Here is a 24,311-nt window from a genome sequence, read left to right as displayed (position 1 = left end):
AGAAGGAGAGGGACAAGTTGACAGAGGAAAATGCTATGGAGCACATCGAGAATTTAAGATCGGGAAGCATCCATGAAGTTCGCGTGAAAAAAGAGGATTTTCTTTCTTTTAGAGCTATCTTGACGAAACAGGAGGATTTCAAACATTTTCGGGGGATTGCCCAGCGCGGGGGAGACGTCATTTTTCAATATATGAAAGAGCCAAGAAGCTAAAAGGCTTTCTCAAGCGATGAGAAAGCCTTTTTATATGGTGAAATGCCAGGCGTTCAGCACAAGTATTGCTGGATGCTTTGTTTTTTTCTGTAAAATCGGTGCGCCGTCTATGCAATTATGTGCCAGTTGGGCGCTTTGATGGAAAGCTTGCCAAAATTTTATTAGTGAAATTAAGGGTTTGTCTTGTTACCGTAATACATATGTTTTTTCGATTTGACTAGGAGGAATGGAATGAAATCGAAAATTGCTGCGATAGCTGCTTTTATCATTTGCATGCTCCCTGCGGCAAGAATCGAACATGCTCAGGCCGTCAAGATATTCTCGAAAAAAGACAGACAGGAAATGGACCGGCTGCTTTCAAGCGTTGACCCGGAACCAAATCCGGCTTTTTCACATATGATCGATGAAAAAACAATCATTGAGCTTGTGCCCCGGCCGCGTCATGAAAAGAAAGGCGAAAAGGAAGAAGAGCCAAAATTGACGGGCAGGGAGAAAGATTTATTGTCAAGGCTTGTGCACGCTGAGGCCAAAGGCGAGCCTTTCGCGGGGAAGGTCGCCGTGGCAGACGTCGTACTGAACCGTGTGGAACACCACGGATTTCCTGACAGCGTAAAAAGCGTGATTTACCAAAAAAACGCTTTTGAGCCTGTTCTGAACGGGAGCATCAACCATAAGGCGGACCGCGAATCGAAGAAAGCTGTCGAAGAAGCGGTCGATCAACATAAAAAAGAAACAAACGCTTTATACTTTTATAATCCGGACACTGCATCAGACAACTGGATTAAAACGAGAAAAATCGTCAAACGCATCGGCAATCATGTGTTTGCGATTTGACCGCAAAAGCCTTGGCTTTTTTATATTTGATAGCATGAAAAATAAAATAATTTTTGAACTTGTCTCATATGATGGGGTATAACCAGTGAGACAAGGAGAGACCTCATGAACCGTTTTGTGAAAGGAATTATTCTTCTATCGGTAGCTGCTTTTTTTGCAGAATGCCTTGAGTTCGTCATTAACATGATTCTCGCGCGGGAGCTTGGGGAGCATGGCATGGGGCTCTATATGAGTGTTTTACCTTCAATATTTTTGGTTGTGGTGATCGCGAGTCTCGAACTTCCCGTTTCCATATCAAAGTTTATCGCTGAATCCAATCCGAAGCTGCATGAAAGCATGCTGAAGCATGCCTTTCGAATGACGGCGCTTTGCACGGCGTTTTCTACGGCGGCAGCCGCCGTCATCCTTCCCTTTATCCCGATTTTTGATTCTTACCATCCCTTTATCAGAGGCCTTGTGATCGGCATGATTCCAACCGTCGCATTTACCTCGATTGCAAGAGGGTATTTTATGGGCGTCCAGCAAATGGGGAAAATCGCGACGGCAAATGCATTGAAAAAAATCTTTCAGCTGATCGGCTTGTTTTTATTTTTTCAATGGTATTCTTTTGAAATCGATACGTCTGTGTTGATCTCAGTGTTTGTGCTCGTTGCAAGCGAAGTCGTCGTGTTCGTTTATTTGTATTCCCAGTTTATTTTGGTCAGGCGGGCCGCCGCAAAGGGGCAGCATGTCCATTTGCGGAGAAGCGATGTGCTGAAACGGCTGCTCACCGTTTCCATACCGACTACCGGCATGCGTGTTTTCCATGCCGTCACAAATGCGGTCGAACCTTTTTTGGTGAAAGGGACGCTGATTGCCGCGGGCGTTTCTAAAACGGGGGCCGTCGATCAGTTCGGCATGCTTTCGGGAGTTGCGATGTCGATCGGTTTTTTTCCGGCTTTTATCGCCCATTCGCTTATGGTCGTCATGATTCCGAGCATTTCCGAAAGCTATGCGTACAGGCAATACGACAGGGTCATCAAACGGATCAAACAGGCGATTTTCATCACGCTGCTTTACGGTATACCGTCTGTGATGGTGATGTATCATTTTGCAGAACCGCTGACCCATTTGTTTTTTGATTCAGTAAAAGCGGCGTTTTACCTGAAGCTGCTTTGGCCGTATTTTTTATTCCACTTTTTTGTGATGCCGTTTCAAGCATGCCTGATCGGGATGGGCCTTGTCAAAGACGCCTTTTACCACAATGTCTGGGCAAGCGCCGTATCGTTTTTGATGATGTATATCCTCGGTTCGATGGAGGAGCTGCAGATGACGGGGGTTATTCTCGCGATGAACACAGGAATGCTTCTTTTGACGGCTCTCCATTATGTCACGATTTGCAAGGAGCTGGGCGTGACCTTGATGTTAACAAATAAAACGGGATCTCCGCGAATCGAGAGCCGCTGATCTTCATAGTTTTTTCGTCTCCCGGGGAAGCTAATAAAAAAAGAAAGGGAGATACGATGAAAAGATATGGCATGATGCGTTATTCACTTATTTTTTTGCTTTTGGCAGGGATGTTCGCTTTTCAGCCTTCTGCGGCCGCCAAACATGTGTCGCCGGCGGTGATGCACATGAAAACGATAGAAGGAGAGCGGGTCGTCATTCCCGCCGAAGGGCAAAAAACGATCATCCATTTTTGGACGACCTGGTGCCCGCCGTGCCGAGAAGAGCTTCCCCGCTTTCAATCCTATTACGATAAGAAGCATGAAGACGTAAGACTTATTACCGTCAACCTCTTGAATGCGGAGAAAAACGAACAGGCGGTGAATCGTTTTATTAAAGCGAACAACCTGTCATTTCCGATCGTTTTTGACCGCGATGGAGACATAATGAAGGCGTACAACGTCATGACGATCCCTTCGACGTTTTTCATTAACGAAAAAGGGGAGCTGGAGAAATCGGTCGTCGGGCCGATCACCGTTGAACAAATGAAGGAATGGGCGGAGAAAAAAAGCTGAAAATTTCTTTCGGCTTTTTTTATGATTTGATGCAAATGATAATTAATATCAAAAAGAAATTATAATAATTATTAGTTGAAACGTGAAGATACCATGCTATAATAAAAATGAACGTTCCCGTTTTTGCATCGCATAAAGCGGGAATAGCTATCAAATGACTGAAATCTTTACTTTTTATGCTGCCGTAGAAGGCGGCAATTTGTTTTTTATAAGGAAATTGACGATGAATTACATTCTCAATTAGGAGGAACCAACAATGCAATTAGAGATTCGAAATAAGACTGAGCATCGGCATCCGATTTTCAATTTTGACTATGTAAGGCAGCATGGCGAATTGGCTGCGGCTCTTTTATCAGGCATACTGATTGCCGCAGGCTGGCTGTTCTCCGCCCGTGAAGCGCTGTCTGCCGCCCTTTTTCTCGCCGCTTTTTGCATTGGGGGCTTTGCCAAAGCAAAAGAGGGGATACTTGAAACGTTATCGGAAAAGACGCTGAACGTTGAGCTTTTGATGATATTTGCGGCGATTGGCTCCGCCCTGATCGGCTATTGGGCGGAAGGCGCAATTTTGATTTTTATTTTCTCCCTCAGCGGAGCCCTTGAGACATATACGCTAAATAAAAGCAAACGCGACTTGACATCCCTGATGAAATTGGAACCGGAAGAAGCCGTCCGATTGGAAGACGGGAGACAGAGAAAGGTTGCGGCAGCGGAGCTTGAGGCGGGAGACGTCATCATGGTCAAACCCGGTGAACGAATCGCAGCTGACGGTGAAATCGAATCAGGACAGACAAGTGTCGATGAGTCCGCGCTTACGGGCGAATCGATTCCTGTTGAAAAAAAGGGCGGAGATGCCGTTTTTGCGGGCACCGTCAATTTAAACGGCTCTTTGACTGTCCGCGTCAAAAAGGCGAACAAGGACTCGCTTTTCAAAAAAATCATTAAGCTGGTCGAATCTGCGCAAAACAGCGTATCTCCGTCGCAAGCGTTTATTGAACGATTTGAAAATGTATATGTGAAAGGCGTTCTGATCGCAGTCGGACTGCTGCTTTTTCTGCCGCATTATATGCTCGGCTGGACTTGGAGCGAGACATTCTACAGAGCGATGGTGTTTATGGTCGTCGCCTCGCCTTGTGCGCTTGTTGCGTCGATCATGCCTGCCGCACTGTCGCTGATATCAAACGGGGCAAGAAACGGCCTGCTTGTTAAAGGAAGCGTCTTTCTTGAGAAGCTCGGAAACAGCAAAATCGTCGCATTGGATAAAACGGGAACGATCACGTACGGAGCACCGGCCGTTGAAGATATGCTTCTTGCCGAAGGCATCGCCGAAAACGAATGCCTGACCGCCGCGGCTGTGATCGAACAGCAGTCAAATCACCCCCTTGCAAAAGCGATTGTCGAGTACGCCGATGCAAAAGGAATTCACCCTGATGCAAACGTATCGATTGAAGAGACTTCGGGATTCGGGGTGAAAGCGCAATTCGAAGGAGAAACATGGCTTATCGGCAAAGCCGGCTATGTCGGCGAAGGTGAGGTCATCCGCGCCTTTGGAGATTCGGTTAAGCGTCTGTCCGAGGAAGGAAAAACGGTCGTGTACGTAAAAAAAGGCGACCGGCTCGCAGGCTGCTTTGCGCTCAAGGATCAAATCAGGCCAGAGGCGAAAGAGGTCATCGGCGAGCTGAACCGCCTCGGGATTCAGACTGCGATGCTGACAGGCGATCAGCCTGAAACAGCAGCGGCCATCGCGCGGGAAGCGGGACTGAACATCGTCGTATCCGAATGTCTGCCTGACAGCAAAGTAACGGAAGCGGAAAAGCTAAAGGAAACGTACGGAACGATCGTCATGGTCGGAGACGGGATCAATGATGCACCAGCTCTCGCGTCCGCCGACGTGGGAGTCGCCATGGGAGGCGGGACTGATGTAGCGCTCGAAACGGCGGATATCGTGCTTATGAAAAATGATTTGAAGGGATTGACGAAACTGATCCGGCTGTCACAGAAAATGAACACGATCATTAAACAAAACGTCATCTTTTCGCTCAGCATCATCTGCCTGTTGATCTGCAGCAACTTCCTCCAGATCCTCGACCTGCCGCTCGGCGTCATCGGCCACGAAGGGAGCACGCTGCTTGTCATTTTAAACGGACTCAGGCTTTTAAAATCTTAATGTAGCAAAAGGCTGCCGTGTCAACCGGCAGCCTTTTCCTTTCCCGGCCTTCATCAGGCACGCGCCTTAAAAAACTGCTACAATATATAGATGAAGCAACATGTTTTTAGGAGGGAACCGGACGTGAAAAGAATTGAGCAACTTTCATCCTGGCTGAAGGAACAAGATATTTCGTCAGCTTTTATCCATTCAAAAGAAAATGTATTTTATTTGACTCACTTTTATACAGACCCGCATGAACGGCTGATGGGCGTTTTCGTGTTTCAGCATGAGGAGCCGTTTTTTGTTTGTCCGCTGATGGAGAAAAATCAGGCGAAAGAGGCCGGCTGGGCGTATGAAATCATCGGATATGAGGATCATGAAAATCCGTGGGATCTCATTTCAGCCGCGCTCCAAAAACGCGGCTTGCGCCTTGCGAAGGTCGCAGTCGAAAAAGAAGCGATCTCCCTGTCGCGCGCCGATATGCTGAAGCACGTTACAAATGGGGCGGAACTCGTTTCCGCGGAAGAAAAGCTGAACGAACTTCGCGTCGTTAAGGATGAAAAGGAAATCGGCATTCTCCGCGAAGCGGCAAAGCTTGCCGACTACGGGGTTGAAGCGGGGGCAGCCGCTCTAACAGAGGGCATCGCGGAAATCGATGTCGTCGCCAAAATCGAATATGAGTTGAAGAAAAAGGGAATTCAGGGGATGTCGTTTTCCACGATGGTCTTATTCGGGGAAAAATCTGGCCAGCCGCACGGCAATCCCGGCAGCCGGACATTAAGAACGGGCGATTTTGTCCTTTTTGATCTGGGCGTCATCATCGACGGGTATTGCTCTGACATTACGAGGACGCTCGTCTTCAAAAACGCGAGCGACCGCCAAAAAGACATTTACGAAACCGTCCTCCAAGCCGAAACCGCTGCCCTTGAAATGAGCAGGCCCGGCGTCAGAATCGGCGATCTCGATTTAAAAGCGCGGGGAATTATCGAAAAAGCCGGTTACGGAGACTATTTTCCGCACCGCCTCGGCCATGGGCTCGGAATCTCACCCCACGAATATCCGTCCATGAGCCATAACAATGATGAGCTGTTAAAAGAAGGAATGGTATATACGATTGAGCCCGGCATCTATGTACCGGAAATCGGCGGGGTCCGAATCGAAGATGATGTGCTCGTTACATCAGACGGCGCAGAAGCGCTTACCTGGTTCCCGAAAGAGCTGACTGTGATTTCCTGAATGTTGGAACCCGCTTGCTGCGGGTTCTTTTTTGTAGATGATAAACCGTGAATTCTCTTCCTCTTTATTTTGACATCTTTTACACTTAAAGAGAGAAATCAATCCTTTGAAATGAAAAAGTCGTCAAAAGAGCGGAACGGCTCGACTTTATGTTTTTCGTTGAGCGGCCTCATCGCTGCTTTTGAAGACAGTACGATGATGATGCATAAGAAGATCAGAATAAAAATACCCATATTTCTTCTCCTTTCTGAAATGAAAACGTGATCAGCACCGATGCTGTTTTCATTTTAGAGTATGAAACGCATTTCAGAGCAAGAATGAAATGAAAGAAGGGAAACGAATGGCGAATATCAGGGAAATAGCCGAAGCTGCCGGTGTTTCAATTACGACCGTTTCAAGGGTTCTTAACGGCCATCCTTACGTGAAGGAAGAAAAGCGGAAAAAGGTTCTTGAAACGATCGAACGGCTCGAATATACGAGAAACGTGCATGCAGTTCATCTGTCGAAAGGCTTTTCAAACATGATCGGCGTTGTGCTGCCGACGGTCAGCATGCCGTATTTCAGCGAACTGATCGAAGGCATCGCCGAGGAAGCGGCCAAGTCCGGGGTCCATTTTGCGCTTTATCAGACGGATTATCAGCTTGGTAGAACAGCTGAAACAGCGGCAGGTGGACGGCTTGATTTTTTGTTCGAAAGCGATGTCAGATGAAGAGCTTTTGAATTGGCGGGATACGGGTCCGTTCATTCTGTGCCAGGATTCAAAGGATCCCCGTTTTTCAACGGTCAGCATCCCGCATCATGAAGCGTTTCGCCGCGGGCTCGATTTTTTGATCGGAAAAGGCCATCGAAAAATAGCGATCGGCTTGGTGCGCAAACACGGTGTGAACAGCCATTTCCGGCTGGCGGCGTATCAGGAAGCGCTTGAAGCCATCGGTGAACCTTACCGGGATGAGTGGGTTTTTGAACGATCGCTGACGATTACCGACGGGCAAAAGCTGTTTTCCAAATGGAGCAGAATGGACGAAAAACCGACCGCGGTTTTTGTAGCCAATGATCAAGTATCGGCCGGGTTTTATCTTGAGGCGAAAAAGCATCATGTCGATGTTCCCGGAACGCTCGCCATTTTGAGCTGCGATAACCAGCCGATCAGCGAAGTGCTCGGCATTTCAACGATCGAAATCAAGACGAAGGAAATGGGGAGGCACGCCTTTCGTCTTCTCCAAAACAGAATCAAAGGGGAGGAGCCGGAAAAGCAGGTCGTCTCCTACAGATTGATTGAAAGATCGACAGTATAAGTGAAATATCAGTGATAAAAATTCGACATTTTTCATCAAAAACGGCAAAATAAATTGACGCGCTTTCATGAGTTTTGTACGATATGAGAGATTGAATGACAAAAAGGAGCTGAGGATCGTGAACAGATCCTTCACCGTTGAAAAGGTACTCAACAACAACGTTTTAATCGCCCTTCATGAAGACTATAAGGAAGCCGTTTTGATTGGAAAAGGGATCGGGTTTGGCAAAAAGCGCGGAGATCTTATCGAACACGAGAACTATGAAAAAATGTTTATTCTGGAAAATGATAAAGAACAATCGCAGTATAAGAAGCTCCTCACATATGTCGATGAAAAAATGGTCGATATCGCCAATGACGTCATTTACCATATCGCGCAAAAAATCGGCCAGCCGCTCAATGAACATATCCATGTCGCGCTGACAGATCATATCGCATTTGCTGTCAAGCGATTGGAACAAGGCTTTGATATGAAAAATCCGTTTTTGCTTGAGACGGAATCCCTTTATCCGAAAGAATACGAAGTCGCCAAAGAAGCTGTTGACATGATTAATGAACAATCGGGCATTCAGCTTCCGGAAGGGGAGATCGGTTTTATTGCCCTTCATATTCACAGCGCTTTGACAAACAGGCCGCTTTCGGAAGTCAATCAGCATTCGCAGCTCATTTCGAAGCTTGTCCAGGTGATTGAAGACGCCTTTCAAATGAAGGTGAACAGGGAAAGCGTCAACTATTTGCGCCTGATACGGCACCTGCGTTTTACGATCGACAGGATTACGCGGGAAGAGCCGACTCAGGAACCGGAAAAATTAATGTTGTTGTTGAAAACGGAATATCCGCTATGTTACAATACTGCTTGGAAGATGATCAAAATCTTGCAGCAATCGCTCAAGAAACCTGTTCATGAGGCAGAAGCCGTTTACTTAACATTACATTTGTACCGTTTGACTAATAAAATTTCATAAACACCTTTATAACGTGTTACTGATTCGATCAGGCATGAGTGAAAAAAGGGAGGAAATGAAGACGCTGTCTTTCGTTTCTTTGTGTACCCGCTTTCACCATGCCTTTTTGTCGTTTAAAAAAGGAAATGTAAACGGTTAAATTGAAAAAGAATGTCTTTTGAATGTGTTTGTCATGTTTTTTTGCTGTAAGGTCAAACTATCCTTAGAGGGGGTATACACCATGTTTAAATCGCTATTCGGCGTTCTGCAAAAAATCGGACGGGCGCTCATGCTTCCTGTTGCGATTTTACCGGCCGCAGGTATCCTGCTTGCCCTCGGTAACGCCATGCAAAATCCGCAAATGACAAAGGTCGCGCCGTTCCTGACCAATGGCACGGTCCAGCTCATTGCAAAGGTTATGGAAAATTCGGGAGACATCGTCTTCTCCAACCTTCCGCTCCTGTTTGCGGTCGGGGTCGCCATCGGGCTTGCAAATGGAGACGGAGTCGCAGGAATTGCCGCCATTATCGGATACCTTGTCATGAATGTAACGATGAGCGCGGTGCTTTTGCAAAACGGTACCATTCCGAGCGATGCAGTTGAAAGAGCGAAATTTTTCACGGAAAACCATCCGGCTTACACGACAATGCTGGGAATTCCGACATTGGCAACCGGGGTATTCGGCGGGATTATCGTCGGTGTTCTGGCTGCCGCCATGTACAACAAATTTTACAAAATCGAACTTCCGCAATATTTGGGATTCTTTGCCGGAAAGCGTTTTGTTCCGATTGTAACGTCTGTCTGTGCATTAATTCTCGGTCTGATCATGCTGATTGTCTGGCCGCCGATCCAAGGCGCCCTTAACAGCTTCTCAAACGGGCTCCTTGCTGCAAACGAGGCACTGGCCGCGTTTGTCTTCGGTATCATCGAGCGCGCGTTGATTCCGTTCGGTTTGCACCACATTTTCTATTCTCCGTTCTGGTATGAGTTCTTCAGCTATACCGATAAAGCCGGAGAAATCGTCCGCGGTGACCAGCGGATCTTCATGGCGCAGATTAAAGACGGCGTCCAATTGACCGCAGGAACATTTATGACAGGTAAATATCCGTTCATGATGTTCGGTCTGCCTGCTGCTGCGCTTGCAATTTATCATGAAGCAAAACCGGAAAACAAAAAGCTTGTTGCCGGCATCATGGGTTCAGCCGCGTTGACATCTTTCCTGACGGGGATTACTGAACCGCTTGAATTTTCATTCCTGTTCGTCGCACCGATTCTGTTTGCGATTCACTGCGTGTTCGCAGGACTGTCTTTCATGATAATGGACATCTTGCACGTCAAAATCGGTATGACATTCTCCGGCGGGCTGATCGATTTCTTCCTGTTCGGAATTCTGCCTAACCGTACGGCATGGTGGCTTGTCATTCCTGTCGGTTTGGTGCTTGCCGTTATTTACTACTTCGGGTTCCGATTTGCGATCCGCAAGTTCAACCTGAAAACGCCGGGCCGCGAGGATGCCGCAGCCGAAACCGCTTCTGAAGGCGGCGGGGAAACGACGGGAGATCTGCCTTATGAAATTCTTGCCGCAATGGGAGATAAAGAAAACATCAAGCACCTTGATGCTTGTATCACAAGGCTGCGCGTAACGGTCAACGACCAGAAAAAAGTTGACAAAGAACGCTTGAAAAAGCTTGGTGCATCTGGAGTTCTTGAGGTCGGAAACAACATTCAGGCCATCTTTGGACCTAAGTCTGACAATTTGAAATCGCAAATGCAGGATATCATGTCAGGTCGGACGCCAAGACCTGCAAAAGCCCCGGATGCCGGCGGCGAAGTTGAACAGCAGGTTGAAGAAGTCATGGTAGAGCCTCTTCAAAATGAAGCGGGAGAAGAAGTGTTTGTTTCACCGCTTTCCGGAGAGATTCACCCGATCACGGACGTTCCTGACCAAGTATTCTCAGGCAAAATGATGGGCGACGGATTTGCGATTCTCCCTTCAGAAGGTACGGTCGTTTCTCCTGTGAAAGGGAAAGTGCTTAACGTCTTCCCGACAAAGCATGCGATCGGCCTGCAATCCGACGGCGGCAGAGAAATTCTGATTCACTTTGGAATCGATACCGTCAGCTTGAAAGGGGAAGGCTTCACGGCGTTTGTTTCTGAAGGAGACCGCGTTGAACCGGGACAGAAAATGCTTGAAGTCGACATTGAAAAAGTGAAGGATAAAGTACCGTCTCTCATGACGCCAATCGTTTTCACAAACCTGAAAGAAGGCGAAAGCGTAAGCCTTAATGTGGAAGGCTCTGTCAGCATGACACAAGACGAAATCGTCCGCATCGAAAAATAAGTTCATAAAATGGCCGTACTTGTCAGATGACATGTGCGGCTGTATGATATAATATTGTGAATGTATTAAAGCTAAAAGGAGATTGATTAAAATGGCACAAAAAACGTTTAAAGTAACTGCAGACTCTGGTATCCACGCACGTCCTGCGACTGTTCTCGTACAAACTGCAAGCAAATACGATGCAGATATCAATTTGGAATATAACGGTAAAACCGTAAATCTAAAATCAATTATGGGCGTTATGTCTCTTGGCATTGCGAAAGGTGCCGAAATTACGATTTCTGCTTCAGGTGCTGACGAGAATGATGCACTTGCTGCATTGGAAGATACAATGAAAAGCGAAGGACTTGGCGAGTAATGCTTGAATTAAAAGGAATAGGAGCTTCAGCCGGTATTGCAATTGCAAAAGCATATCGGCTTGAGGAGCCTGATCTAACGGTTGAAAAGAAAAACATCTCTGATTTTGAAGCGGAAGTTAATCGTTTTGACCAAGCAATCGAGGATTCAAAAAAAGAGCTTGAAACGATTAAAAGCCATGCTTTGAAAGAGCTTGGCGAAGATAAAGCAGAAATTTTTTCCGCGCATCTTTTAGTATTGAGCGATCCTGAGCTGTTAAACCCTGTAAAAGATAAAATCAAATCAGATTCCGTGAATGCGGAATTTGCTTTGAAAGAGACGGCTGACATGTTCGTATCCATGTTCGAGTCAATGGATAACGAATATATGAAGGAACGCGCAGCAGACATCCGTGATGTCACGAAGCGCGTCACAGGACATCTTCTCGGCGTCGATATTCCGAATCCGAGCTTGATTTCCGAAGAAGTGGTCATCGTTGCCGGTGACTTGACTCCGTCTGATACAGCGCAGCTGAACCGCCGTTTTGTTAAAGGGTTTACAACGGATATCGGCGGACGTACGTCCCACTCAGCCATCATGGCCCGCTCTTTGGAAATTCCTGCGGTTGTCGGTACGAAAGCGGCGACGAAGGAAATTCAAAACGGCGTGACTGTTATCGTCGACGGCATCAATGGCGATGTGATCGTTGATCCTTCACAAGAGATCATCGCTCAATACGAACAAAAACACCAAAAGTTCCTGGAGCAAAAAGCTGAATGGGCCAAGCTCGTCAACGAGCCGACCGTCACAAAAGACGGCCATCATGTCGAACTTGCCGCCAACATCGGTACGCCTGACGATGTAAAAGGCGTTCTCGAAAATGGAGGCGAAGCCGTCGGACTTTACCGCACAGAGTTCCTTTACATGGGAAGAGACCAGCTTCCAACAGAAGAAGAGCAATTCGATGCCTATAAAACCGTTCTCGAGCGTATGGAAGGCAAATCCGTTGTCGTTCGTACCCTTGATATCGGCGGAGACAAAGAGCTTCCATACTTGGAACTGCCAAAAGAAATGAATCCTTTCTTAGGATACAGAGCCATCCGTCTTTGCCTGGATGAGCAGGAGATTTTCAGAACGCAGCTTCGTGCGCTGCTACGGGCAAGTACATATGGAAACTTGAAAATTATGTTCCCTATGATCGCGACCGTTAATGAATTCAAAGAAGCGAAAGCGATTCTCCTTGAAGAAAAAGAAAAGCTTCAATCAGAAGGCCACAAGGTGTCCGATGACATCGAAGTCGGCATGATGGTTGAAATTCCGTCGACTGCGGTTATAGCCGACCAGTTTGCGAAAGAAGTTGATTTCTTCAGCATCGGAACAAATGACCTGATTCAATACACAATGGCTGCCGACCGGATGAACGAACGCGTTTCATACCTTTATCAGCCGTACAACCCTGCGATTCTCCGCTTAATTACGCTTGTCATTGAAGCGGCTCATAAAGAAGGAAAATGGGTCGGCATGTGCGGCGAAATGGCTGGGGACGAAATTGCGATTCCGATTCTTCTCGGCCTTGGCCTTGACGAATTCTCAATGAGCGCAACATCGATTCTTCCGGCAAGAACGCAAATCAGCAAGCTTTCTAAACAAGAGGCGGGATCTTTTAAAGAACAGATTCTTTCTATGAGTACAACAGAAGAAGTTGTTCAATTCGTAAAAGATACATTCAAATAGTCTTAATTGACGAAGGAAACCCAGACATCCGTGTCTGGGTTTTTTGTTGTTTGTTCTGAATGCAGCCTGCGTCGGACGGGGATAATACGAGTTGACCCGAATAGAGAAGGGAGTTTTTCTCATGTCAAAACAACATGTCAAAGCGGGGGATCACGTGTATGTCATATACCGGAACCCGCATGCTGCAAACGTAGCGCATATCAAAGAAGCCGAGGTTGTCGAGCATCCCCTTCACGAAGGCGAGCTGGCACTGTTTATTTATGATACGTATCATGCGTTTGCCGAGGATGATGCCGTTTTTTCTTCCTACGAGGAGGCGGAACAGCTCTATCGTGATTTGTTTGAGTAAAGTTAGTTCGTATATAAACGGGGAAGATGGCAAAAAGTATTGGAAATAAGTAAAGGATGTGTGCTTTTTTCCAATGATAAAACCGTTTGTTCCCCAGCTTGTCTACATTGAGCCGCGCGCTTTGGAATATCCGCTCGGAAGGGAGCTGAAAAATAAATTTTCGCGAATGGGCCTTGAGATCAGAGAGACGACTTCCCACAACCAGGTACGGAATATACCGGGAGAAGGCCATTTGCAAAAATACCGAAACGCAAAATCGACTTTAGTGATCGGCGTCAGAAAAACGTTAACTTTTGATTCGTCAAAGCCTTCCGCTGAATATGCGATACCGTTTGCGACCGGCTGCATGGGCCATTGCCACTATTGCTATCTGCAGACGACCATGGGAAGCAAGCCGTATATCAGAACATATGTCAATGTTGAGGAAATTCTTGATCAGGCGGACCAATATATGAAAGAGAGGGCTCCGGAGCAGACGAGGTTTGAAGCGTCCTGCACGTCTGATATCGTCGGAATCGACCATTTAACCCACACGTTAAAGCGGGCGATCGAGCATTTTGGACAAACCGATCTCGGCAGGCTGCGCTTCGTCACGAAATTTCACCATGTCGACCATTTGCTCGATGCAAAGCACAACGGCAAAACAAGATTCAGATTCAGCGTAAACGCAGACTTCGTGATTAAAAACTTTGAGCCGGGCACATCCCCGCTGGACAAGCGGATTGAAGCGGCCGTTAAAGTCGCGGAAGCCGGCTATCCGCTCGGCTTCATCATCGCGCCTATTTACATTCACGACGGCTGGCAGGATGGCTACAGAATCCTTCTCGAAAAGCTGGATCAGGCGCTGCCGCGCCATGTCAGAAATGACATTACATTTGAAATGATTCAGCATCGATTTACAAAACCGGCCAAACGGGTTATCGAAAAAAACTATCCGAAATCAAAGCTCGAACTTGATGAAGAAAAGCGCCGCTACAAATGGGGCAGATACGGGATCGGAAAATACATTTATCAAAAAGACGAAGAAGCGGAGCTGCGAAGCGCATTGGAATCGTATGTCGACAAGTATTTTCCCGAATCCAAGATCGAGTATTTTACATAGGAGAGCCCTTTTTCCCCTTGATTGTGCTGGTCCGGAACCTTCTTTGCAATCAGGGGGTTCCTTTTATCATCATGTCAAAAAAGGATTTTTCCATTCCATCAATACAGCATTATTCAGCGATTCCTCATCTTCAAGATACTCCGGAATGACGCAAAGAGGCGACCGTCCGCAGTGCAGAAGGAACGACAGAACAGGATCCCGCTTTTTGCCGTCTAAAACGGCCTGCACATATTGTTCAGGGGACATGCTATGAGCCGACTTGTGGTAGCAGGGGATGCGCCCGCCTCCCAAAAGCCGTTCGAGACCTTTAAACACCGTCAATTCATACATCGTCTGCATCAGCCGCTTCCCGATTCCGAGTTTCCGGTACAGAGGGGAAACGGAAATATCAACGACATAAAGAGCATTGCCGTCTTCCTGATGATTCCGGATGTACCCACGATCTGTCGCGTCTTCCCATTTGTGGCGGGGGCGATCCGGATCAAAATTGATGATCAAACCTGTCATTGAGCCGATGATGCGCCCTCCTAACGCTGCGCAAAGCGCACCGTCCCGAAAAACGTCAATATGTGAACGTAGCTGTTTTTCATTCCATAAAAGCTCTTCCGGAAAAGGCGGAGGAAAGCATTCTTTTTGCAGAGAAACCAAAGCCGGAATATCTTCATACGAATAATTGCGGATCTCCACCTGCTGGTACATTGCACCGTAATCGACAAAAAACTGTTTGAGGATCACCCATCACCCCTTTTTCATTTCCCTTCATTATAAATTGATTTTTGTCTTAAACAATAGGAATAAAAGCCGATAAAAAATATGAAAGTGTATGTAAAAAGGAGGGGTCGCGTGTTTAAAAAACTGCACATTAAAATTGCGGGTTTCGTAGCTGTCGTCCTGATCTTGACAGTGATCGTTCTCCAATTTTCAACAACGTTCATCCTAAAATCGATGCTTGAGGAAGAAGCAAAAGATTCTACTTCAAGCCTGCTCAGTTCGCTTAAAGGAAATATCGAGCTCCAGCTGAAAAACTATGAAACGGCGCTTGAGCAAATAAGCGACGGGCAATTGGCCCAAACGTTCCTCAAAGACAGGAACGGCGACATCACGAAGCTACTCAACGATGATTTAAAACAGATAAAAGAGAAAAATGAGTTTGTCAATTTAGTTTATATCGGTACAGATCAAAAGGAAATGTTCACATTCCCTAAGAAAACGTTTGAAAAAAACTATAATCCGGCTGAAAGACCTTGGTATAAAGGAGCTGAACAAACGCCTGACAAAGTCGTCTGGACGGAGCCATACAAAGACGCCGTTTCCGGAGAGCTGACCATCACGGCTGCAAAAGCGATCGTAATCGATCAAAAAGTAAAAGGAGTCGTCAGCTTTGACCTGTCCTTAGATTCAATCAACAAAATTATTGAAAACCAAAAAATGCCTTATGATGGATATGCGTTTTTAATCGACAAACAGGGGATGATGCTGGCGCATCCGTCAAAACAAGGCGAAGATATGTCGCAGGATCAGACATATAAAAACGTCCTTTCCGGACAGGACGGCATCAAGATAGGCAAAGACAGCGTCATCGCATATCAGACCGTCGGCAGCACCGGTTGGAAAATCGGCACGCAATTTGAAAGCGGAAAGCTGCTATGGGTCGCGGGTGAAATGAACAAAATGGTCATCATCATTTCTGCAATCGCTTTAGCGGCCGCCATTATTTTGAGCTATTTCCTGGCGAAATCGATTACAGGGCCGATTAAGCAGCTCATTACCAAGACAAAAGCTGTCGCTGAAGGTGATTTAACCGTTCAGTCTGTTGTTAAATCAAAAGACGAAATCGGCACGCTGACAAATGACTTTAACAAAATGGTCGATCATATGAAAGAGATGATCCTTAAAGTAAGGGCGTCCTCCGGAAAAGTATCTGAATCGACCGACCGGCTGAGTGCGGTATCAGAGGAAACGGTATCGACGAGCGATGAAATCGCCAAGGCGATTGAAGAAGTGGCAGCCGGTGCGACAGAACAGGCTGCCGAGGTCGAAACCGTAAATGAAAAATCCGAACGGCTGTCTGTCAAAATTAAAGAAATCGAAAACCACGCCGACAGCATCCAGAAGCTTTCGAGAACGTCGGAAGATGCAAGCTACGAGGGAATCGATGCGCTCGGCCAGCTGTTGGCAAAATCGAATGAAGCCAATGCCGAAACGAAAAAAGTGGAGCAAATGCTTCAAAAACTCGAAGAAAAAACGAAAAACATCGAAGAAGTCGTCACAGCGATTTCAGCCATCTCGGACCAAACCAACCTGCTCGCCCTTAATGCGAGCATTGAAGCGGCCCGGGCCGGAGAAAGCGGGCGCGGTTTCGCCGTAGTGGCGGAGGAAGTCAGAAAGCTGGCCGAACAATCGGCTGCCTCATCCCAGAACATCAGCGAAACCGTCAAACAGATTCAGCTTGAAACAAAAGAAGCCGTCTCAGCCATGACGGAAGCGAGCAAGATGAATGAACAGCAAAATGACATGATTCACGAGACGGGAGAAGCGCTCAGCAAAATTACCGCAGAAATGCAGGAACTCGTCAAATCGATTGATCACATTTATTCAGAGATCTCGGTGATGAGCGCCGAGCAGCAGCAGATGACGGATTCGATCCAAAGCATTTCAGCCATTTCCCAGCAATCGGCAGCAGCCGCTGAGGAAGTCAATGCTTCCACAAACGAACAGCTTGCGGCGCTAGAAACGATTGCGACATCGACCGAAACGCTCAGCACTGCAAACAAAGAGCTGCTGGACGCGATTAACAAATTTAACGTATAACGAACAAACGCCGCCCCCTCTTTTAAGGAGGGGTTCTCCTTTATTCCAATTTTCAGGCGACGCATGGTACACTATAAAAAAGAAGGGAGCTGATGTCTGTGGATTTAAAGATCAAAGGAAAAACCGCGCTTGTCGCCGCAAGCAGCAAAGGACTGGGGAAAGCGATCGCCTCCGCGCTTGCTGAAGAAGGCGCCAATATCATGCTGTCTGGAAGACATGAAGCATCCTTAAAAGGTGCCGCACAAGAACTCAACGCGCTCGGCAGCGGCTCTGTATCTTACCAAGTGTGCGACCTTGCAAACGCAGAGGACATTCAAGCGCTTGTTCGAAAGACGGCCGAAACCTACGGGGCAATCGACATGCTTGTCAACAATGTCGGGGGTCCAAAAGGCGGGGGTCTGCTGGAGCTGACGGACGAAGATTGGACATCATCGTTTGAGCTTCATTTGCTCAGCTATATCCGCTTAATCCGGGAGTCTCTTCCTTATTTAAAAAAAGGCGGCGGACGGATTATCAATATTGCTTCATCATCAGTCAAACAGCCGATTCCGGGGCTTTTATTGTCAAATACGTTCCGGATGGGCATCGTCGGCCTCACGAAAACACTGGCGGAAGAGCTGGCGGACGATCGGATTTTGATCAACACGCTGGCACCGGGAAGAATTGCGACAGACCGCGTTGCAGAGCTTGATCGGCAAAAAGCCGAAAAAACGGGCCTTTCCCAAGATGAGGTTAAAGAAGACTATGAAAAGCAAATCCCGCTCGGTTTCTATGGACGGCCTGAAGATTTTGCCCAATATGCAAGCTTTCTTTTATCTGGACGCAATACATATATGACTGGGCAAACATTGTTAGTAGACGGCGGTATGGTAAAAGCAATTTAAGGAGGAGACAACATGAAACAAACGATCGGATTCGTCGGTCTGGGGGTCATGGGAAACAGCATGGCGTCTCATATTTTAACAGAAGGGTATCCGGTAGTCGTCTATACGAGAACAAAGCGGAAGGCCGATAACCTTCTTGAAAAAGGAGCAGAGTGGAAATCCTCCGTTAAAGAACTGGCGGAAGCGGCAGATGTGATCATCACAATGGTCGGTTATCCGCAGGATGTCGAGGAAGTGTACTTTGGAAGCGGGGGTATTATTGAAAATGCCAAAAAGGGTTCGTATCTTATTGACATGACAACCTCAAAGCCGTCGCTCGCCAAAAAAATCGAAGCGGCTGCCAGGGAGAAGTCACTCTACGCATTGGACGCCCCGGTATCAGGGGGAGACATCGGCGCGCGGAACGGCACGCTCGCCATTATGGTCGGCGGAGAACGGAAGGCTTTTGAAGATTGCCTGCCGATTTTTTCGATCATGGGCGAAAACATTCAATATCAAGGACCAGCAGGCAGCGGCCAGCATACGAAAATGTGCAATCAGATCGCGATTGCCGCAGGGATGATCGGCGTCGCCGAAGCGATGGCCTACGCCAAAAAATCGGGTCTTGACCCGGAAAACGTACTAAAAAGCATCACCACCGGAGCCGCAGGAAGCTGGTCTCTTTCCAACCTCGCGCCAAGGATGCTGAAAGGCGACTTTGAACCGGGTTTTTATGTCAAGCATTTTATTAAAGATATGGGAATCGCGCTTGAAGAAGCCGAGCTGATGGGAGAAAAAATGCCGGGCCTTGAGCTCGCGAAATCCCTTTATGACCGTCTCGCTGAAAAAGGCGAGGAAAACAGCGGCACACAAAGCATCTACAAGCTATGGACAGAGTATCAATAAACGAAAAACCACTTGCATATCGCAAGTGGTTTTTTGGTCAGGCTTATTTTCCGATAAACTGCTGAGTCCAGATGTTTCCGTCTCTCACATAGCCGACACCGATATTTGTAAAGTCAGGGTTCAGAATGTTTTTTCTGTGTCCCTCACTGTTCATCCAGGCTTTTACGACTTCTTTTGGCGTTCTTTGGCCTTTTGCGATGTTTTCACCCGCTGTACGGTATGTGATGCCGAATTTCTTCATCATGTCAAAAGGAGAGCCGTAAGTCGGGCTGTTGTGATCAAAGTAGTTTTTATCTCTCATATCTTCAGATTTTTTGCGGGCGACGCTGCTTAGTTTCTCATCCAGTTTCAGAGGTTTTAAGCCGCGTTTTGTTCTTTCGGCGTTTGTCAGGTCAACGACTTCTTTTTCATATGCACTTACTGAAGAAGCTGTCGTGTTTTGCTTTGTTTCAGAAGACTGCTCTTTAGAAGCCGCAGGTTTTGAAGCTTCCTGTTTCTGAGCAGGCTTGGACGCTTTTGGAGCCGGAGCAGATGCTTTCGGCTGATTTCCTTGATTCATATAAGAACGAAGCAGAGACTGAATTTTTTCCTGGTCAGCTTTAGACAGCTGGTTCGGATTTTGAATATTCAGCTTGCCGGCCAAATCAGAAATATTTATAGAATGAATGGTTTTCACTTGAACTTGAGGCTGCTCTTTAGCATCCGCATGCTGACCGCTGAACGTGAAGATCGATGCAGCAGCAGCCGCTGATAGAAGAAAAGCTTTTTTCATAAACTATGATCCTCCTAAATGTTGTAGTTTTGTTTTGTACACTAGCATCATAACATGCGTTTTTTGAAATGATTGATCCATTAATTTCCTTTAACGTGCAGTTGTTGTTAACTTTGTCATAAAAAAAGAGAAAATCCTTTTCTGACAATGTGCAACCAATTTGTATTTTTACACGTCTTGTCATAAACGTACCAAATTTTAAATATGTTAGATAAATTTTAATAGAAAAAGTGATTGACAGCCTTTTTCAAAACTACAGATTGTAACAACCATTACAAAAGTGTTACAATAAGACTCAGTTATTTAATGCAAAAGTGGAATATCGTGAGAGGAGAGAGTTGTGGGTGACTGAAACTGGACATGATCCGGCTCAAATAAAAAAAAGCAGGCGTTCACGCATGTGGCGGATTAATCTGTATTTCTTTGCAGTGTTCACTTTGTTCGCCGCACTGATCGTGAAGCTCGGCCTCGTACAAATCGTCAACGGAGAGGAATATGAGCGTCAGGCTTCAAAAACCGAAGCCAAAATCGCGTCTTATCCAGCTCCACGGGGCAAAATGTACGACAGAAACGGCAGGGTTGTCGTTGACAACCAAAGCGTCCCGGCGATTACGTACACGGTGACATCGAATACAAAAACGAAAGAAAAAATCAGCACGGCCAAAAAGCTTGCAAAGCTGATCGATATCGATACGTCATTTCTGAAAGAGAGAGACTTGAAGGACTACTGGCTTGCCGCACATCCGAAAAAAGCCGAGGCGCTTTTGAGCAAGGATGAGAAAAAACTGGAGTCCAGCAAAACATACGCCCTTCAGGTTGACCGGGTTCCAGCCGAAGAAATCGCAGCCCTTAAGAAAGATAAACAGGAGCTCGAAACGGCGGCGTTTTTCAGAAGGTTTTCCGGCGGCTACGCCTATGAACCGCAAATCGTAAAATCGATGAATCCGAAAACCGCGGCAAAGGGGGACGCCCAGCTGCTTGACGAAAAAACGTCAAAACAGCAGCCTGCCCGCGATTTAACGTATGAAGAGGTATCGCGCGTCTCCGAGCATCTTGAAGAGCTGCCCGGGGTCGACGTCATTATGGACTGGACGCGGAAATATCCTTACGAGAAGACGCTGCACTCGATTTTCGGAGGCGTTACGACACCTGAGCAGGGGCTGCTCAAGGAAAGGCAGGACTTTTATCTGACGAGAGGCTACGCCCGGAATGACAGGGTCGGAAAAAGCTATCTCGAGTATCAGTATGAAGAATATTTAAACCCGAAAAAAGCGAAGGTGCAATATACGGAAAACCGTTCAGGCGAGGTCGTCAGCCAGAAAACGGTCGATGAAGGAAGACGCGGCTACGATCTGCAGCTGACGTTCGATATAGAGCTCCAAAAGAAAGTCGAAGAGGCTATCGAAGAGGAGCTTAATAAATTCCGCGGCTCAAACTACATGCTGGACAGGGCGTTCGTCGTCATGATGGATCCGAACAACGGAGACATTCTGTCAATGGCCGGAAAGCGGATCATCGACGGCAAAATAACCGATTATGCGATCGGCACTTTTACGACACAGTATGAAATGGGGTCGGCGGTCAAAGGCGCGACAGTGCTTGCCGGTTATCAAGACGGTATGCCGCACGGGCAGAGTTATTATGACAGTGGAAAGCTGAAATTTGCAGGTCCTGTTAAAAAAGGCTCCTACACCACATCTATCGGCTGGGCTGATGAAGTCAGAGCGCTGGAAAAAAGTTCGAACGTTTATATGTTTTATGTCGCAATGAGGATGGCAGGAATTACGTATACACCAGGCGGCCCCCTTCCGGCAGACCTGGAGGACTTAAAGAAAATGAGGTATTATTACAATCAATTTGGGCTCGGCGTGAAAACGGGCATTGACTTGCCGCAGGAGTCGGCCGGGATGCAGACGAATCCGAAAATAGTCGGCGGTCTCCTTCTTGATGAAGCGATCGGACAGTTTGACACATACACGCCTCTGCAGCTCGCCCAATACGTTTCAACGATTGCCAACGGCGGATACAGGGTGCAGCCGAGAGTCGTGAAAAGCATCCTCCAGCCTGAAAGCGAAAAACTCGGTCCTGTCATTGAAGAGCGCTCTCCCAATGTTCTTAATCGCATCAACAATTCCCAAAGCGACATCGCCATCGTCAAGCAAGGATTTAAAAGAGTAACCCAGACGGGAACTGCCGCCGGCGCATTCGGCTCGCTTGACGTATCAGGCAAAACCGGAACGGCAGAGACGAACTACTACGGTACAAACCGAAACTGGTGGGGTACACCAACTTACAATATCACCTTTGCGGGCTATTACCCATCGGAAAATCCGCAGGTTGCCTTCAGTGTAGTCGTTCCGTCTGTTGACGACAAAACGAAGATGAACAAAAACATCGCCGCCAAAATCGTCAAAGCTTATGTCGATCTGCAAAAAAAATACAGCAAAGATTAGACAAAAAAGAACACGGGTCAATTCCGTGTTCTTTTTTTGTTATCAAAATTTGACGAATGCTAGAAGTTTTGAAGGAGATTTCTCGCATTTTAGCGAATCCTTTTAAACAAAATCGTTTTAATGAATGCTGGTCATGAATAGGGTATAAAGGAGGGATATGATGGAACAAAAAACAAAACGTTTTGAACAATATAAACCTCATATGAATTTACAGGCAGTCCTTTCAGCAAACGGCCGTTTTATATACATATCCGCAAACTGCGAAGAGCTGTTAAGCTACAAGCAGAGTGAATTGATCGGTACGTATTTGAAGGACTATTTACACGAAGACGATCTTTTTCTGGTAGAAAGTTATTTTTACAATGAACACCATTTGCTGCCGTGCACCTTCAGATTTGTGAAAAAAGATTATACGATGATCTGGATTGAAGCATCGATCGATTTTGTGACGACCCATGTCGGAGAAAAAGAACGGGAAATTGTTCTCAAAATGAAAGTGTTTGAAGACCGTCCCTCTAAGAAGAACAGCTCTTTACATGAGGAAGCCGAGCTTGGGGAAACCGCCGGAGCTCCGGAGAAAGAGGAATTTGAAGCGATGGTGGAAGGCTTGCCCAGTCCTTTGTGCATCAGCGTTCAAGGAAAAATCGTCTATGTCAATGACGCCATGGTCAGCCTGCTCGGGGCAGAGCACAAACGGCAAATTATCGGAAAGTATTCCTACGATTTTATCGAAAAAGAGTACCACGAAATCGTCAAAAACCGAATTAAAAGAATGCAAAAAGGGCTTGATGTCGGCATGATCGAGCAAACGTGGAAAAGGCTCGACGGCACGCAAGTTCACCTTGAAGTGAAAGCGGCTCCGACCGTTTTTCAAAATCAAAAAGCGGAGCTTCTTCTGCTCATTGATATTTCGTCAAGAAAAAAATTTCAACCGATTTTGCAAAAAAGCAGGGAACGCTACCAGCTCCTGATCCAAAACTCGATTGACACGATTGCCGTGATCCACAAAGGAAAATGGGTATTTATGAACGAATCCGGGATCAGGCTGTTTGAAGCGAAAACGTATGAAGATTTAATCGGCAGGGATATATATGAACAGCTTCATCCTTGTGATCATGAAAACGTGAAAACGAGGCTCAATCGGATCACGGACCGCAAATCTGAATCGGAAATCATCAAACAGACCTGGTATACGTTTGAAAAACGGCTCATTTACACCGAAATGGTCTGCATTCCGACGACGTTTTTCGGCGAAACGGCCGTTCAGATCATTTTAAGGGACATTTCTGAACGAAAACAGACCGAAGAGCTGATGCTGCGCTCGGAAAAATTGTCGATTGCCGGTCAGCTTGCAGCCGGAATCGCCCACGAGATCCGCAATCCGCTTACCGCCATTAAAGGATTTTTACAGCTGATGAAGCCGACGATGGAAGAAAACGAGCACTATTTTGATATTATATTTTCCGAATTGAGCAGAATCGAACTGATATTAAGCGAGCTTCTCATGCTGGCCAAGCCGCAGCAAAACGCCCTGAAAGAAAAGCTTGACCTCGTCAGGCTGATCCGCGAAGTGACGGCTCTTCTGGAAACGCAGGCAAACTTAAACGGCATTTTGATCAATACGAATCTCTCGGTTGAAAAAGTGTTTATAAAAGGCGATCAAAATCAGCTGAAGCAAGTCTTTATCAACTTGATTAAAAACGCTGTCGAATCGATGCCAGACGGCGGAACCGTCCATTTGGGCGTCAACGAAACCGATGAGTCCGTTACCGTAACGGTTCAAGATGAAGGCGAAGGGATACCGGAGCATGTCCTCAAACGAATCGGAGAGCCGTTTCTGACGACAAAAGAAAAAGGAACCGGCCTCGGACTTATGGTAACCTTTAATATTATCGAAAACCATAACGGAACGATCGAAGTCAAAAGCAAGGTTGAAAAAGGCACGACTTTCGTCATTTCTTTTCCAAAATAAAAAAAC

At 46.7% G+C, this 24,311-nt stretch carries 20 protein-coding genes and 2 pseudogenes; 19 read left to right on the top strand and 3 right to left on the bottom strand.

The window, feature by feature from the left end; all coding sequences use genetic code 11:
- The first annotated feature begins 35 nt into the window (after positions 1-35).
- The 6 genes from AB447_RS13720 to AB447_RS13695 all read left to right on the top strand — a co-directional run bounded on the left by AB447_RS13720 (position 36) and on the right by AB447_RS13695 (position 6,428).
- Entirely contained in the window at positions 36-212 is a 177-nt protein-coding gene (locus AB447_RS13720; protein WP_231592700.1) for a hypothetical protein, read from the top strand.
- A gap of 231 nt (positions 213-443) precedes the next feature.
- Positions 444-1,046 (top strand): cell wall hydrolase, encoded by a 603-nt coding sequence (locus AB447_RS13715; RefSeq protein WP_046132316.1) that lies wholly within the window; start codon positions 444-446, stop codon positions 1,044-1,046.
- Between the two features lie 105 nt (positions 1,047-1,151).
- Positions 1,152-2,492 carry a polysaccharide biosynthesis protein gene (locus AB447_RS13710; protein ID WP_048406684.1) on the top strand — a complete coding sequence of 447 codons (1,341 nt, stop codon included), beginning with the start codon at positions 1,152-1,154 and terminating at the stop codon, positions 2,490-2,492.
- A gap of 56 nt (positions 2,493-2,548) precedes the next feature.
- The gene (gene stoA, locus AB447_RS13705) at positions 2,549-3,046 is read left to right on the top strand and encodes an endospore biogenesis thiol-disulfide oxidoreductase StoA (RefSeq protein ID WP_082142490.1); all 498 of its coding nucleotides are present in this window, start codon (positions 2,549-2,551) and stop codon (positions 3,044-3,046) included.
- Between the two features lie 256 nt (positions 3,047-3,302).
- On the top strand, positions 3,303-5,210 hold the full coding sequence (locus AB447_RS13700) for a heavy metal translocating P-type ATPase (RefSeq protein WP_048353030.1): 1,908 nt from the start codon (positions 3,303-3,305) through the stop codon (positions 5,208-5,210).
- Between the two features lie 123 nt (positions 5,211-5,333).
- Positions 5,334-6,428: a M24 family metallopeptidase gene (locus AB447_RS13695; protein ID WP_048353031.1), complete on the top strand. Its 1,095-nt coding sequence runs from the start codon at positions 5,334-5,336 to the stop codon at positions 6,426-6,428.
- 98 nt (positions 6,429-6,526) lie between these two features.
- Here the strand turns inward: AB447_RS13695 and AB447_RS27265 are convergent, their stop codons facing one another.
- Positions 6,527-6,661: a hypothetical protein gene (locus AB447_RS27265; RefSeq protein ID WP_269082057.1), complete on the bottom strand. Its 135-nt coding sequence runs from the start codon at positions 6,659-6,661 to the stop codon at positions 6,527-6,529.
- 107 nt (positions 6,662-6,768) lie between these two features.
- Between AB447_RS27265 and AB447_RS13690 the strand changes: the two are divergent.
- The 7 genes and pseudogenes from AB447_RS13690 to splB all read left to right on the top strand — a co-directional run bounded on the left by AB447_RS13690 (position 6,769) and on the right by splB (position 14,528).
- Positions 6,769-7,723: pseudogene (locus AB447_RS13690) on the top strand (LacI family DNA-binding transcriptional regulator).
- Positions 7,724-7,790: 67 nt separating this feature from the next.
- Positions 7,791-8,687 (top strand): glucose PTS transporter transcription antiterminator GlcT, encoded by an 897-nt coding sequence (gene glcT / locus AB447_RS13685; protein WP_096891708.1) that lies wholly within the window; start codon positions 7,791-7,793, stop codon positions 8,685-8,687.
- Positions 8,688-8,907: 220 nt separating this feature from the next.
- Positions 8,908-11,007 (top strand): glucose-specific PTS transporter subunit IIBC, encoded by a 2,100-nt coding sequence (gene ptsG / locus AB447_RS13680; protein WP_046132445.1) that lies wholly within the window; start codon positions 8,908-8,910, stop codon positions 11,005-11,007.
- Positions 11,008-11,098: 91 nt separating this feature from the next.
- Positions 11,099-11,365 (top strand): phosphocarrier protein HPr, encoded by a 267-nt coding sequence (locus AB447_RS13675; RefSeq protein ID WP_006638411.1) that lies wholly within the window; start codon positions 11,099-11,101, stop codon positions 11,363-11,365.
- A complete protein-coding gene (gene ptsP / locus AB447_RS13670) occupies positions 11,365-13,077 on the top strand; it encodes a phosphoenolpyruvate--protein phosphotransferase (RefSeq protein WP_048353032.1) in 1,713 nt (570 codons plus the stop codon). The genes AB447_RS13675 and ptsP overlap by 1 nt, the downstream gene beginning before the upstream one ends.
- Positions 13,078-13,198: 121 nt before the next feature.
- Positions 13,199-13,426 (top strand): splAB operon transcriptional regulator SplA, encoded by a 228-nt coding sequence (gene splA, locus AB447_RS13665; RefSeq protein ID WP_048353033.1) that lies wholly within the window; start codon positions 13,199-13,201, stop codon positions 13,424-13,426.
- Positions 13,427-13,499: 73 nt separating this feature from the next.
- Positions 13,500-14,528 (top strand): spore photoproduct lyase, encoded by a 1,029-nt coding sequence (gene splB / locus AB447_RS13660; RefSeq protein WP_048353034.1) that lies wholly within the window; start codon positions 13,500-13,502, stop codon positions 14,526-14,528.
- A gap of 69 nt (positions 14,529-14,597) precedes the next feature.
- Here splB and AB447_RS13655 read toward each other — a convergent pair whose 3' ends face one another.
- A complete protein-coding gene (locus AB447_RS13655; RefSeq protein ID WP_048353132.1) occupies positions 14,598-15,227 on the bottom strand; it encodes a GNAT family N-acetyltransferase in 630 nt (209 codons plus the stop codon).
- Positions 15,228-15,341: 114 nt separating this feature from the next.
- On the opposite strand from AB447_RS13655, the pseudogene AB447_RS27525 reads away from it, so the two are divergent.
- The 4 genes and pseudogenes from AB447_RS27525 to AB447_RS25840 all read left to right on the top strand — a co-directional run.
- Positions 15,342-16,397 (top strand): annotated as a pseudogene (locus tag AB447_RS27525) (HAMP domain-containing protein); the annotation flags it as partial.
- A complete protein-coding gene (locus AB447_RS27520) occupies positions 16,392-17,339 on the top strand; it encodes a methyl-accepting chemotaxis protein (protein ID WP_373688036.1) in 948 nt (315 codons plus the stop codon). The pseudogene AB447_RS27525 and the gene AB447_RS27520, both read left to right, overlap by 6 nt.
- A gap of 98 nt (positions 17,340-17,437) precedes the next feature.
- A complete protein-coding gene (locus AB447_RS25845) occupies positions 17,438-18,223 on the top strand; it encodes an SDR family oxidoreductase (protein WP_048353133.1) in 786 nt (261 codons plus the stop codon).
- Positions 18,224-18,235: 12 nt separating this feature from the next.
- Positions 18,236-19,108, top strand: a complete 873-nt coding sequence (locus tag AB447_RS25840) for an NAD(P)-dependent oxidoreductase (RefSeq protein WP_048353035.1) — start codon at positions 18,236-18,238, stop codon at positions 19,106-19,108.
- A 43-nt stretch (positions 19,109-19,151) separates the two neighbouring features.
- Here the strand turns inward: AB447_RS25840 and AB447_RS13635 are convergent, their stop codons facing one another.
- Positions 19,152-19,880 (bottom strand): CAP domain-containing protein, encoded by a 729-nt coding sequence (locus AB447_RS13635; RefSeq protein ID WP_048353036.1) that lies wholly within the window; start codon positions 19,878-19,880, stop codon positions 19,152-19,154.
- Between the two features lie 344 nt (positions 19,881-20,224).
- Here AB447_RS13635 and AB447_RS13630 point away from each other — a divergent pair, with 344 nt between their 5' ends.
- Both AB447_RS13630 and AB447_RS13625 read left to right on the top strand, forming a co-directional pair.
- Complete coding sequence (locus tag AB447_RS13630; RefSeq protein ID WP_048353037.1) at positions 20,225-22,333, top strand: peptidoglycan D,D-transpeptidase FtsI family protein; 2,109 nt, start codon at positions 20,225-20,227, stop codon at positions 22,331-22,333.
- Between the two features lie 160 nt (positions 22,334-22,493).
- The gene (locus AB447_RS13625) at positions 22,494-24,305 is read left to right on the top strand and encodes a PAS domain-containing protein (protein ID WP_048353038.1); all 1,812 of its coding nucleotides are present in this window, start codon (positions 22,494-22,496) and stop codon (positions 24,303-24,305) included.
- The last annotated feature ends 6 nt before the right edge of the window (positions 24,306-24,311 follow it).

Source organism: Bacillus glycinifermentans, assembly GCF_001042475.2.
Classification (GTDB): Bacteria; Bacillota; Bacilli; order Bacillales; family Bacillaceae; genus Bacillus; species Bacillus glycinifermentans.
The sequence above is the reverse complement of the archived record's forward strand: the minus strand, read 5'-3'. Positions and strand labels throughout refer to the sequence as shown.